This window comes from Acidovorax sp. SUPP1855 (assembly GCF_030158955.1).
Classification (GTDB): Bacteria; Pseudomonadota; Gammaproteobacteria; order Burkholderiales; family Burkholderiaceae_C; genus Paracidovorax.
This window is the reverse complement of record NZ_BQXI01000012.1, coordinates 59,962-72,984: the sequence shown is the minus strand read 5'-3', so window position 1 is coordinate 72,984 and position 13,023 is coordinate 59,962. Positions and strand designations below refer to the sequence as shown.

Below are 13,023 nucleotides of genomic sequence, written 5' to 3'. Positions count from 1 at the left end.
CCCTGTGGCACTGCGCGTCCTGCACATCGGCAAGTTCTTTCCGCCCTATCTGGGCGGCATGGAAGTGTTTCTGGCCGACCTCATCGAGGCCCAGCGGGCCCAGGGCATCGAGGCGTTCGCGCTGGTGCACGGAACGCCCTTGCCGGACGACCCGCCCTGGCTGGTGCGGGTGCCGGTGCAGTTCAACCTGGTCTATGCCCCCATCGCCCTGGGCTTTCGCTCGGCGCTGGGAAAGGCCATCCGGCACTTTCAGCCCGATGTGCTGCACCTGCACCTGCCCAACAACTCTGCGCTGTGGGCCCTGACACTGCCTGCGGCCCGCAAGGTGCCGTGCGTGGTGCACTGGCATTCCGACATCGTCGTCTCGGACATCAAGTTGTCCGTGGCGATGGCGTATTTTCTGTACCGCCCGTTCGAGCACGCGGTGCTGGACCGGGCGCAGTTGATTTTCGCCACGTCGCCCCCCTACCTGGAGGCCAGCCGGGCGCTGCAGCCGTGGCGCAGCAAGTGCGAGGTCATTCCGCTGGGCATCAACCTGCACCGCCCTCCCCCGCCCACCGCCTTGCGCAGTGGACTGCAATGGAGACCCGAAACCCAGCTGCGGCTTCTGTCCATCGGTCGGCTCACCTACTACAAGGGGTTCGAGACCCTGATCCAGGCCGTGCAGACCATGCCGGGGGTTGAACTTTTGATCGCCGGCGAAGGCGAGTTGCGGGTGTCGCTGGAGGCCCTGATCCGGGATACCACTCCCGCCGGCCGTGAACCTGCAGTGCGCCTGGTCGGCTCGGTGCTCGATGCGGAAAAACACGCCTTGCTGGAAGGCTGCGACGTCTTTTGCCTGGCGTCGCGCGAGCGCACCGAGGCGTTCGGCATCGTGTTGCTGGAGGCCATGATGCACAAGCGCCCCTGCGTGGTGACGGACCTGCCCGGCTCCGGCATGCCCTGGGTGGTGGCCTACGCCCGTGCCGGGCTGCATGTGCCCATTGAAGACGTGGAGAGCTGGCGCAGTACCCTGGCGCGCCTGCAGCACGACACGCGGCTGCGCATCCAGTTCGGCGAGGCGGGCTACCAGGCGCTGCTCCAGCATTTCGACATTGCCCAGTGCGAACGCGCACTGGCGCACCAATACCAATACCTGGCCCTGGGCAGCACGCCGGCCGCGCCCAATCCACGCGTGCTCGTGGTGATCTCCACCCGCAACCATGCGGCAAGCATCCAGCATCTCATCCAGCGCGTTCGCGCGCTGGTGGGGGCCGACGTGCTCGTGGTGGACAACCGCAGCACGGATGGCACCTGCCATCTGGCGGAGAGCGCGGGCGCGTGGGTGCTGCGCCCACTGCTGGCCATGACCACCTGGGGCAGCCTGCAGACGGGGCTTCGCTACGGGCTGTCGCGGGGCTATGACGCGGTGATCACCATCGATGCGGAAGGCCGCTATGAGGTGGAAGAGATCTCCAGCCTGCTGTCCCGCCGCCAGGACGGCGATGTGGTGGTGAGCCATTTCGCGACCCGGACCAGTTGGGCGCGCCGTTTGGCGTGGGGCTGGTTCCGGTTCCTGACGGGGTTTGCGCTGCACGACTTCGTGTCCGGCTTTCGCCTGTACAACCGCAAGGCCCTCGAAGTGGCGGTGTCCACCGAGGCCACGCTGCTCGACTATCAGGACATCGGCACCTTGCTGCTGATGCGGCGTCAGGGCCTGCGCATCAAGGAAGTCGCCTTACCGATGCACACCGCCAAGGTGGACCGCTCGAAGATTTTTCAGTCGTGGGCCAATGCCCTGCGCTACGTGGCGGTGTCATCGCTGCTGTGCATCGCGCACTGGCGCGGCCACCGCTGGACGGATTGAATAACCAAGCCTCTACCGCAGGATGGTGACCATCCGGGCGACAAAGGCGTCTTTCGTGAATTGCTGAGCACGTTGCCGGCATTGCGCAGACAACGGTGCTCCGTGGATCTGCTCGATCTGCGCCACTGCTTGCACCACGGCTTCCGGCGTGGGGCTCGGAGCGATGAGCACGCCGGTGTGCCCCGGCACGACCGTCTCCAACAATCCTCCCTCGGCCACACCGATCACCGGCTTGCCCGCCGCCATGGCCTCCACGGGCGACATGCCGAAGTCCTCATCCACCGGCAGATAGATCACGCAGCGGGCATTGCCAACCCAGCGTCGCAGGGCCTCGTCGGTCTGCCAGCCAGTGAACCGGATATTGGGCGCATCTCCCGCGATGGCTTTCAATCGCTCCAGTTCCGGGCCGCCGGAAAGTACCACCAGCGAACGGTTCGGCATTTGCAGGAAGGCCCGCACGATCACATCGACCCGCTTGTTGGTTACGAGCCGCGCGGTAGAGAGGTAATAGCCCTCGTCGCCCAGACATTGAAAGTGCTGCGTAGCCACTGGGGGATAGACCACTTCGGCGTCCAACCCCGTATAGCGACGAAGCCGCGCCCGCACGTTCTCCGAGTTCACGAAAATTCGGTCCATCCGGTCGATGGCCGCTTCATACCGCTTGCGAAACCACCGCACGAATATTGCGTAGAACGGCTGGAGCCAGAACGGGAAACCCGCCAGCGTGCTGTCGTACAGGTCGTAGGCGAAACGGGGAATCGTGTGGCAGTAGTAAAAGCGCCGGCCAGATCGCTGCTGGTGAACCGCCAGGGGGGCATAGAAGCCGCTGTAGAGAACGGTGTCAACCTCTCGCAACCGCTCGGCCCTGAAGCGGAAACACCACATGCTCTCCAGGATGCGGGGGAGGCAAGTGGACCAGCCGCCCCGCAACTCCTGCACATTGGCGGAGGAACCTTCCAGCAGCGGTTGGGCGGCTGGGTAGCAACGGCTGACCAGGGTCTGAAAGTCCGGAAAGGCCTCGGCCAGCGTGAGGGTGACACGCTCCGCGCCTCCAGCCACTTGCATGAAGTCGTACAAAAGATAGTTTTTCATGCCAGCAACATCTCCAGGCGGGCCAACATGATCTGTGCACGCGCACTCCAGTCATGGGCTTGCACGAAGTCATTTGCAAAGCTTGCAGGGCGTGCCTGTGCCTGCGCCCCGGCCTGTACGACGGCATCGGCGAATGTCCGGGCATCGTTGCCATAGCAGGCCAGGTCGCCCATTCCATCGCGCAGTGCGCCCAGATCGGTGCTGGCCACACCCAATCCCGCGGCGATGTACTCATAGAACTTCAATGGGCGCTCGACATAGCGCATGCGTCCATCAGCCTCGCAAAAAGGGATCAGGCCCACTTCATGGCTTTGCAAAACCGCTGGCAACTCTGCACGGCCCACACTGCCGCGCCATTGGAGGTTCGAAGGCCATCCATGCTGCGCTGGCGCGCCGGGGGCATACACCGCGAAGGTCCAATCGGGCAGCAAGCGCGCGGCCTGGGACAGCAAATCGATGTCCAGCCACGCCGTGAGTCCGCCGACATAGACCGCGCTGCGCGGCTGCCGGACCACCGGGCCTTGGACCGCAGACATCAAAAGCCGCGCCTCCACCCCATTGGGAATGTGCACCACCCTGCTCTGCGGATTCAACGCCCGGGCATATTCCGCCAGGGGGCCAGAGACGGCCCACACTTCGTCGAAATCGGGGCCGCTCACCATGGATTCGAGCCCGTTGATGAGCACCAGATGCAGATCGCGTGCAAACCCCTGCGGCCAGTCGTTCAGGCGGCAGACCTTGGCACGGGCCGTGATCTGGTGCATCAGCAACATGTTGGGGGCCACATCGGCAATGCAGGCGTCGAAAGTCACATCGCGCAGGGGCGCCGGACACCGTTGCCCGTACGTCGTCAACTGCCAGGGCAAGCGCAGAAAAAGCCGATGCGCAGGAAACAACGACTGAAGGCTCCATTCGGTGAGCCCCTGCGAAATGCTCACCGAACGCTGCCTCAGCCCATGCCTCCATGCCCTGCCCAGCCGGGCATGGCGCTGGCGGCCCACCACGTCGACGGGCGACGACAGCGTGGGCACATAGTCCACCGACCAACCCGCCGCCGCCAGCGCTTGCGCCAGATGCTGCGAACCCACCTTGGTGCCGCCGTCGATGAACGACTGGGTGCCTAAAACCAGCGCACGCATGGCGTCAGCGGACCGTGTGGACACGGCTGGCCAGCAAGCTGCCCACCTCGTTACGAAGCCATTGACGGCTGACCGCCGCATTGAAGCGCTGGCTGGCAGCGTCTGAAGCGCGCTTCATAGCATCGATGTCCTGAGCGGTGAGGCGCGAGAGATGGGCGGCCAGATCTGCCGCATCGAAACTGCTGCTGACCACGCCGCAGCCAAGCTCCGTCACCAGGGCCTGCATCTCACGCGAAGGGCCTATGGCAATGGCCAGGCGCGCCTGCATGAATTCGAAGAATTTGTTGGGCAGCGCGTGCAGGTAATTGAAATTGGTGGGTGGCAGCAGGAACAGGCCGACGTCATAGCCGTTGGTGTGCGCCGCAATATCTCGCATGGGCACGGGTGGAATGAACCGGATGCGCGCATGCCTTGCGGCCCGTTGCTTCAAGGTGTCGAGGTACGCCGGGTCTTGCTCCATCAGCATCAGATCAAGGCTGAAGCGATCGTCCAGATGGTCCATCAAGTCGATCATCACCTCGATCTTGCGCGAGGCGATGGCTGCGCCATGGTGGATCAGCCGAATGCGGTCGGCACGCGTCGGCTGCACGGGCAAGGCTTGGGGCTCAGGGCAATTGGGCATGACGGACACGGGCACGCCGTAACACCGCTCATACTCGCGCGCGATGCCTGCGCACACAGTGCTCATGCGCGCCACGCGTGGCAGCGCGTCACGGCAAGTAGCATCGAAGAAAGGCCCCAGCAACATGCGCCATGCCCACAGGTCCTCGAATTCGCGGGGTGCATATTCATGCGCGTCGAGCCACACAGGCGCATTGCCCGCAAGCCGCAGCGCCATCGGCAAGGCCATCACATCGTTGGCCAGTACCAGATCGAATCCGGCCGGAACTTGCGCCGCAGCCTTCTCCAGTGCTTGGATCTGAGGATGCTTCCAGTAATAGGCGCTGTAGCGGCGAAAAGCCAGCCGCAGGGCGTTGCGCAATAGAACGGTGCGGCCCGCATGCGGTTGGTCCACAGGCGTGAAATGGCGCACCCCGGGTGGGCACTTGCCGAAGCCCATCACATGGACCTCATGCGCGTCGCTCAGCGCCTCGTACTGGCGCATCACGCGGGGATCGGACGCGATAGGCGAAAGCGATAACAACAGCAGACGGGCCACAGCAACTCAACCCGTGAAATGCTGCGCGTGCCAACGCGTGAAGTTGATCCAGCGCCAAACCTGCCAACTGAAGGGGCGCTGTCCCGCAACGACCTGATCGAAAGCCTTCAGCACCTCTTCCTGGCGGAAGAAGGGCAAATTCACCGGATACCGCAGCCACTCACGCACCTGCGGCGCCATCTGCAAAAGCCATGCTTGCTCGGGCGTGGCAAAGCCGATCTTGTCGCGACGATCCAGAATCTCGTCCGGCACAAGGCCACGCATGGCTCGGCGCAGCAGGTGTTTGGTTTCGCCCTGGGGCGACACCAAATATTCTTCAGGCAGCTTCAGTAAAAAGTCGGCCAACTCCGTCGTCAGAAAAGGCACGCGGCTTTCTACCGAGAAACGCATGGAGTTGCGGTCGCCGTGGCGAAGCAGTCCAGGCAGGCCGACGCCATGCAGCGAGCGGGCCAACTCTGCCACCAGCCGACGACCTGGGGCTGTCTGAGCGGGTACTTCGCGTGGAAAACGCAGCGCCACGCCCGCGTCGGCCAACGCGCGCCCGTCCAGCCACGGCGGACAAGCATCGGCACCATTCATGCGGCGCAGCGCTTGATAGGCGAACTCGCTGGTGTATTCAGCCACTGCCGCTTTGAAACCTTCGAGCCCTGCCCTGCCCGGCCAGCGCCCCCACTCGCGCAAGAACGCGACGGCACCTGCCCACTGGCCTTCGTCCAGCAGGCTACGCACACGCGGCCCCGGATAGCCGACATAGCCGCCGCACAGTTCATCGGCACCTTGACCATCAAGTGTCACGGTCATGCCATGCTCTCGCGCCAGTTGAAACACCCGGTACTGGGCGTAGATGCTGGTGCTGCCGAAGGGCTCGCCTTGGGTGGCAATCATGTCATCCAGGTCGGCGGCCAACTCGCTGGGCTGAATGAACACCTTGTGGGCCGTGGCACCGGTTTCAGTGTTCACCCGATCCACCCATCGCTCTTCAGAGACCGCGCTGTTCGCGGCGATGAAACTGAACGTGTGAATCGGTGCATCAGACTCCAGATGCCGCATGCAACCGACGATGGCGGACGAATCCACGCCACCAGATAGAGCAGCCCCCAGCGGTACATCGCTGCGCAGATGCAGCCGCACGCTATCGAGAAGCCGGCTTCTTAGAGCTTCCGCCGCGTCATCGAATGACAAGCGCGGCGCGACCGCTATGGCCGGTCGCCACCATGAGCGAAGAGTCATTTGTCGCGACTCAAACGAATAGCGAAAACATTGACCAGGAGGCAATGCTAAAACGTCCCGGAAAAAAGTCCGCTCACCGGTTTCGTAACGGCCATGGACTAGATAGTCGTATGAAGTCTGCCAGTCGAGCTCAGCTGGATGGGGCAGCATGGCTCGCAAAGAGGGCACTTCCGAGGCAAACGCCAATCCTTCACTGTCTGCGCGGTAATACAGCGGCTTAATTCCAAAAGCATCGCGCGCACCATGCAGATCGCCCGTCCGTTGATCCAGAAGTACGAAGGCAAACATGCCCACAAAGCGTGGCAACGCTGCCTCGCCCCATTCAATCCATGCCTGAAGCAACACCTCAGTGTCCGACGCTGAGCGGAACCGGCAACCCCGAGCTTCCAACGCTTGGCGCAGTTCTCGGTAGTTGTAGATTTCTCCGTTGAAGACCAACACAAATCGACCGTCTGCGCTGGTCATGGGCTGGTGGGCCGCCTCCGTTAGATCAATAACACTCAGGCGCGTGTGGCCCAACGCCACGCTGTGACAAGGGCCCTGCCAGATTTCAATGCCCTGATCGTCGGGACCACGCCTGCGAAGGCAAGCCAAGGCTGACGCTAAATGGCTCTCAAGCGCTGCCGCAGGCCTATGGGAAATCAGTCCAGCAATACCGCACATACAGATTACTTTGAATGCAGCTTTGCCCAAAGCCGATTGACACCGTCATTGAAAGGGCGGCGCAAGGCCCATGGGATGGAATGCCATAAGGCCAGCAACGGTCCCGGCGCCGGAGGCAGCCTGGATTTCCTTACGGGATGTTCGGTGATTTCTGCGGGTAACCCTGAAGGCAAGCCGCTGCCCTGAGCAGGCTTGCACGACTGGATCAATCCATCGTACTCAGTGATGAACTTTTGATAGGTATAACGGCCGGACTGAACAACATCAAAGTAGGCTTTGTCGGTTAATCGGTCTAGCAAAGCGTCGTCGGACACAGCAGCTATTACTTCGTCAACATTGGAAAAATCTTTGCGCAAAGGGATGTAGTGGATCCATGGTTGCAAGATCCCGGAATACCTTCCCTCAAAGAGAATCAACGCCGTGCGGAAAGCGATTGCTTCAAAAAAACGAGGAGAAATTTGATTCATGATGGGTTGTTCGTCCTCCCAACCCATTCGCTGCTTGAATTCCGCGTAACTCAATTCCGGATTTTTGGCGAGTGCCTGGTTGACTGCTTTACGCAGGCTGCCGTCAAAATCAAATCGATTGGCGCCGCTCTCGGTCCCCAGAGTTGCTTTGCAATCCATCAGGAAACGAGGCCAGTCGCTGCCATAAATACGCTTTTCTTCGTCCCATTCGATGTCGCAAGAAATACCGCGATGTTTGCAGGCGAGTTGCATACCCTTTGCAATTTCCAGTTTCTCTTGACCAAGATCCCCGTAAAAATACGGCAATGCCCGTCCTCGATAACCAATAGTAATAGGCCGATTTATTGCCAAGGGAGGCGAAGAGGTCTCACGAATCTGCTCAGGACAATAACCGGTCAACGTAGTTATAAAGCGAACATTAGGAAAACGTGCGGCGGGGTAAATCTCTTCCCTGTATAGCGGAGGGACGCAAGTAAAAACTATTGAAACATTTAATTCATTAATAGCATCCCAAACATTAGATGTTAGATCATATTCATCTTGAACAAATAATATTTTTTTCCCTGAATGCTCCGAAATTTTCAACCTCAGCGCAGCTGAGATATGACCAAAAGCCACCCGCGCGCTGTAATGAATCAAAATTACACCGAAAACAGCAAAATCAAATCGCACATCGGGCAACCCCGCATGTATATAAAAATGATTGTTTTTAGAGTATTTTTTAAAGGCGCAAAGGTGGTCAAAAACCGTGTTCGTATAGGTTTCGAAGTGGTCGTAAAGAATCAGAACATTCATGCGTCAATGAATTGATTTTGCCAAAGCTCCAAGCTTAGCAACGCCCACAAATTCCGCCCATAAACAGATTGAGAGTTTAGAACTTGGTCAACAGTGAATCCGTCGTTCAAATACGGGCGCTGACGCGCACGAGCGCTCCCCAGAACATCACCGATGTACTCGCGTGCTGGTCCATCTTTAGAAAGCCATAGATTCAATGGAACAGGAAATCCCATTTTATCTTTACGATTTTTTATCTCTGACGGAAGTAAGTCAGAGAAAACGGATTTCAGCAGGCGCTTCAGTTCCCCATCGCGAAATTTAACATCTGCAGGGATGGTCGCAGCAAACTCAACCAATGGATGGTCCAAGAATGGAACGCGTGCTTCAACACCATGCGCCATACTCATGCGGTCCTCGACTTGCAGTAGCGCTGGCAATAAAGTTTTAAAGTCGAAGTGTGTCATCGCATCGAAATATGAACCACTTCCGACATTTTCCCCCTTAAATATCTGCTGAAATTCAGAGTAAGTAGCAGTGTGATCAATCACCCCTGGACATAATATCGAACCAAAGGTATTTGAGCGATTGACCAGCCGCCAGTATCGAGCATCCCGTTCGCCGAAAAGACCTTCAGCCAAAAATTCCTGCATCATTGGCTGATACTGCCGCAATGTTTGCAGACTAGGAATTATCGATTCATAGGTAACGACAAAATTCCCATCGTGCAAAGTACCTTCGATAGCGCCCTTAATGCATTGCTCAAAATAAGCAATAAGATATCGAGCATAGCCACCAAAAATCTCATCCCCTCCTTGACCGCCCAGCACCACCTTTACATGTTCCGACACCTTTTTGGAAACCATGTATTGAGGAAATGCCCCGGGGCCGGCGACAGGTTGATCCAAATGCCATATCACGCTGGAAATATTTTTGACAAAATCCATTTCCCCTATATCCACAATATACAATTGCATATTTTGCTCAGCAGCTAGTGCATTAGCATACTCTGACTCATCAAATCGACTGCCTTCAAGGAAACGACCATTAAATGCTGAAAAATTCTTTTGGGAACTGAATTTCCTGGCCATCGCCGCCAGTAAACTTGAGTCAACTCCACCACTAACATAACTCCCAATTTCAACATCAGCTCTTAGATGAATTTTAACGGAGTCCTCGAGTAAATCTCGCAGCTTGGCTTCAAACCATTTAGCCGTATGGTCATAATCGATATCGTAGTGTACTTCCCAGTACCTTTCGAATACAGGAGGAAGACCGGGAGCCAATATAGCCGCATGAGCAGCCGGCACTTGATATACGTCAGATATTAAGGTCTTTTCACCCAAACAAAATTGAAATGTGAAATAGTCAGATATCGCAGAAGAAGATAATTCTCGACGTGAAATAAAAGGCAATAAAGCTTTTGCCTCAGAAGCAAAAAAGAACTTCTCGCCTTGTTGAGTCCAATATAACGGCTTTATACCAAAACGATCCCGAGCTATAAATAATTGTTTATCCTTCGCATCCCAGATTGCGAAAGCAAACATGCCGCGCAGACGAGTGGTACATGCTATGCCCCATTTTCTATATGCCTCCAGAATAACTTCAGTATCAGAATGCGTTGAAAAGCAATCTTTTCCAAGTTCTTCGCGGAGTTCTATATAGTTGTATATCTCGCCGTTGAATACTATGGTAAAGCGCCCATCTCTACTATGCATCGGTTGAGCACCCGCTTCAACATCAATGATAGAGAGACGGACATGTCCTAAACCTGCCTGTCCAGACGTTGAAGCCCAGACTCCACTTCCGTCAGGTCCGCGATGTCTAATTCTCTCTAGCCCTATTTCCACGTCGGAAATCAGTTGACTAGTAGAGGCCTGCTTTTGCAAGACGCCAAAAATTCCACACATAGCTAAATACCTAAAATTCTTTTTAATATGGGAGCAACTGGATCACGAACACGTAATGGCAACGCCAACCAGAAAGGCATTAAGCTGCGTAAAAATTTTCTTTCCAATATCTCAACAGCTTGAACACATTTCACACTATTCGACTCTTCAATTGAATCGCTTAGGGAAGCTGTGAAAATTTCAACTCGCTTTGTCGGCTGCAGAATTAAATTGTCAAGCGCCTCGTACAAATTAGCAGAAGCGTTCTGCCAATTGTATTTTTTTTCGTGAAACAATTTTCCAGCGTTCCCCATTTCCCGTCGAGCAACACCGTTCGATCCAAATTCAGCAATTGCTTTCAACAGAGACTTTTTATTAGCAAAATCGACAACCAGTCCCGATTTAGCCTCTCGGATAACACTCGCAACAAAAGATGTATTATTTGCCAAAATAGGAATTTCTGCCGCCATATATTGAGAAAGTTTATTTGGGCAGCAATGGGCATAGTTATATCCGTGTGCTTTATACGGAATAATTCCTACATCAGCGGCACTTGCCATCTCCACCAATTGGTCTTCTGAAACCGCATCCGGGAAAAAAATTCGACTTTCAAAAAGCCCAGTATTTTTTGCTAGATTAATCATCTCAGTTTTGAAACTGTTAGCTGGCCCACGAAGAATCAAATGAGCGCTGGGGTCAGTTTCCACCCAAATACTAATTAACTCTTCTAAGCCTCTGTGTGGGGCAAAAGATCCTTGGAACAAGAAGTTGCAAATCTCATTACTGACTCTCTTTTCCCGAAATTTCTGATCAGAAGAATTCTTCAACGGTTCGCAATTAGGGACCACACGAAAATTCAACCCGTAACTTTTTTCAAATACTTTTTTTAAACCTGGGGAAACTGTAGAACGATCCGCGGTGTACTTGATTAAGTTCTTTTCCAAGTCCAGCCAAAACTCTTGTTCACTTTGAAATTGTCTGGTATCAGAAGCAGGCCAATATTCATGAGCATCATAGTGAACAGGAATATTTTCAATGGCGCCATAAAGCACTGCAGCGGGCAATGTTACCAAGTCTGTAGCAATTAGACATTGCACGTTGCTGGTAGCCAAACACGACTCTAACAAACCAGTATTGATTTCTAATACAAATCTCAAATACCATCTGAAATCGTTAAGTCTTTGTGCACCATCAGGCATACCCATAAACTTAGCAAGCTCAGAATCAGAAGAGCTAGCCAATTTTTCAATTCGCGACATTTGAAACAGCGCGTCAGCACCTGCACTGCTTCCTGACAGAAGCCGTTGCCATTTTAAAAACAACTGAGATGTGAACTTGATCCTTGGAGTTGATATTTTCTTGGATCCATCTTCGTGAGTAACGACTGAGAAGTCTAATTCCCCATCCCTCAATATGTCGACAACATGAATTAACATGTTATCAGGCGCATATTTCTCTACCCAGTCGATACGAGGGTCAATTTGAGCTGGATGGCTACAAAGCAGCATCACCTGCTTTTTCTCATTTTCAGATATTGATAGCTGAGAGCTATCAGAGTCGACTGAAAGCATTTCCTCTATACATTCATCTAGCATTGCAACGAATCCTTCTATCCAGAAGGACGGATTCATCACAATATCTTTATGCGCTCGCTCCGTAATTTCCACAACTGCAGCATCGTTCTGCAGAAATGAAACAACTTCTAATATATTAGAATGATCTCGTGCCAATTCTAAATAATGGATTCCGGGCAAGAATATTCCGGAATATTCACCTGGGTATAGTAATTGAAGTGTTCTGGTGGCAGCAGCCTCAAAATGTCTAGGTGAAATTTGATTGTAGTTTACCTTCCCCTCAAGGTCGACAATATATTTCAGATAACTTTCCGCGTAATGAGCGTCTTCTCGAAAATCGCCTAGTGCCTCTTCTGCTAAAGCACATTTACTTTTCAGAGATCCATCTATATCAAAAACACTTGCCCCGGATTCAGCACCTAAAGTAGCCTTACAATTTCCTAAAAAATCAAACCAAGCATCAGTTCCTAATCGATCTTCCCATTTGCTCGAAATATCCAATCGAATATCTGCAACCTCATTCAAATCACATATAACTTTTTCACCGATCGATCGCTTTTCATATGCCAATCTTCCGAATGAGAGTGGTTGAATTGAGCCCCGATACCCTATAGTTATTTCCCGCCGGTTGAGAGGTTTCGCATCGATAGCCCGCAAAGTTGGCGTCACATAACCAGTGAACATTCGTTGAAATTTAACTTCTCCAACAACGTCCTTAGGATAAATCTTTTCAATTTCTGAGGATGGTAGACATGTCAGAATCAGGTCAAACCTTGTCTGCCCCACATATTCTGCAAGTTCACGAAATTTATGATTTTCGTCCTGCTTTAATAATATTTTTAAGCCGTTAAAGTCTTTGAGCTTTATTGACAATCTGGCGTCCAATACGCGCAAATTTCCCACATCATAAGAAATGGAATTATGAATAATAATTCCAGCAAACTCGGACAAATTAATATTTGGAGGAAGAGAATTAATGCCCGCTGGATCCCTGCACTCAAATATATTGGCTACAACAACCGGAAAGATAGATAGCTTTTGAACGTATGCAATTATTTCAGGCACCGTAGAAATGCCTGCTGGATCATAATAACAAACCAACAGAAACTTTTTCTTATTTTTCTTTCGCTGGTCAAATATAAAACTAGGCTGTTCAATCATCATTCCCCCTCATTTTCTTGGGACGAATC

General features: G+C 54.0%; 8 protein-coding genes. 1 reads left to right on the top strand and 7 read right to left on the bottom strand.

Translation table 11 applies throughout. The features are described from left to right. Window positions 1-58: 58 nt before the first annotated feature. Complete coding sequence (locus AVMA1855_RS12640) at window positions 59-1,846, top strand: glycosyltransferase (protein WP_284426013.1); 1,788 nt, start codon at window positions 59-61, stop codon at window positions 1,844-1,846. A gap of 12 nt (window positions 1,847-1,858) precedes the next feature. Here AVMA1855_RS12640 and AVMA1855_RS12635 read toward each other — a convergent pair whose 3' ends face one another. Genes AVMA1855_RS12635 through AVMA1855_RS12605 form a run of 7 tightly spaced genes read right to left on the bottom strand, consistent with a single transcriptional unit; the run spans window position 1,859 to window position 12,997 of the window. After that, entirely contained in the window at window positions 1,859-2,938 is a 1,080-nt protein-coding gene (locus AVMA1855_RS12635) for a glycosyltransferase (RefSeq protein ID WP_284425962.1), read from the bottom strand. Further along, a complete protein-coding gene (locus AVMA1855_RS12630) occupies window positions 2,935-4,077 on the bottom strand; it encodes a glycosyltransferase (protein ID WP_284425961.1) in 1,143 nt (380 codons plus the stop codon). The genes AVMA1855_RS12635 and AVMA1855_RS12630 overlap by 4 nt, the downstream gene beginning before the upstream one ends. Window positions 4,078-4,081: 4 nt before the next feature. Then, window positions 4,082-5,236: a glycosyltransferase gene (locus AVMA1855_RS12625; RefSeq protein ID WP_284425960.1), complete on the bottom strand. Its 1,155-nt coding sequence runs from the start codon at window positions 5,234-5,236 to the stop codon at window positions 4,082-4,084. Window positions 5,237-5,242: 6 nt separating this feature from the next. Then, window positions 5,243-7,129, bottom strand: coding sequence for an asparagine synthase (glutamine-hydrolyzing) (asnB, locus tag AVMA1855_RS12620; RefSeq protein ID WP_284425959.1), 1,887 nt, complete (start codon window positions 7,127-7,129; stop codon window positions 5,243-5,245). Between the two features lie 5 nt (window positions 7,130-7,134). Next, window positions 7,135-8,391, bottom strand: coding sequence for a hypothetical protein (locus AVMA1855_RS12615; protein WP_284425958.1), 1,257 nt, complete (start codon window positions 8,389-8,391; stop codon window positions 7,135-7,137). Beyond that, window positions 8,388-10,280: an asparagine synthase (glutamine-hydrolyzing) gene (gene asnB, locus AVMA1855_RS12610; protein ID WP_284425957.1), complete on the bottom strand. Its 1,893-nt coding sequence runs from the start codon at window positions 10,278-10,280 to the stop codon at window positions 8,388-8,390. Before asnB (AVMA1855_RS12610) ends, AVMA1855_RS12615 begins: the two co-directional genes overlap by 4 nt. Before the next feature lie 2 nt (window positions 10,281-10,282). Then, window positions 10,283-12,997, bottom strand: a complete 2,715-nt coding sequence (locus AVMA1855_RS12605) for a glycosyltransferase (protein ID WP_284425956.1) — start codon at window positions 12,995-12,997, stop codon at window positions 10,283-10,285. Window positions 12,998-13,023: the final 26 nt, after the last annotated feature.

Coding starts and splice junctions, on each gene's coding strand:
- AVMA1855_RS12640 (WP_284426013.1), top strand. CDS start 59: ATGGAAGTGTTTCTGGCCGACCTCATCGAGGCCCAGCGGGCCCAGGGC.
- AVMA1855_RS12635 (WP_284425962.1), bottom strand. CDS start 2,938: ATGAAAAACTATCTTTTGTACGACTTCATGCAAGTGGCTGGAGGCGCG.
- AVMA1855_RS12630 (WP_284425961.1), bottom strand. CDS start 4,077: ATGCGTGCGCTGGTTTTAGGCACCCAGTCGTTCATCGACGGCGGCACC.
- asnB (WP_284425959.1), bottom strand. CDS start 7,129: ATGTGCGGTATTGCTGGACTGATTTCCCATAGGCCTGCGGCAGCGCTT.
- AVMA1855_RS12615 (WP_284425958.1), bottom strand. CDS start 8,391: ATGAATGTTCTGATTCTTTACGACCACTTCGAAACCTATACGAACACG.
- asnB (WP_284425957.1), bottom strand. CDS start 10,280: ATGTGTGGAATTTTTGGCGTCTTGCAAAAGCAGGCCTCTACTAGTCAA.
- AVMA1855_RS12605 (WP_284425956.1), bottom strand. CDS start 12,997: ATGATGATTGAACAGCCTAGTTTTATATTTGACCAGCGAAAGAAAAAT.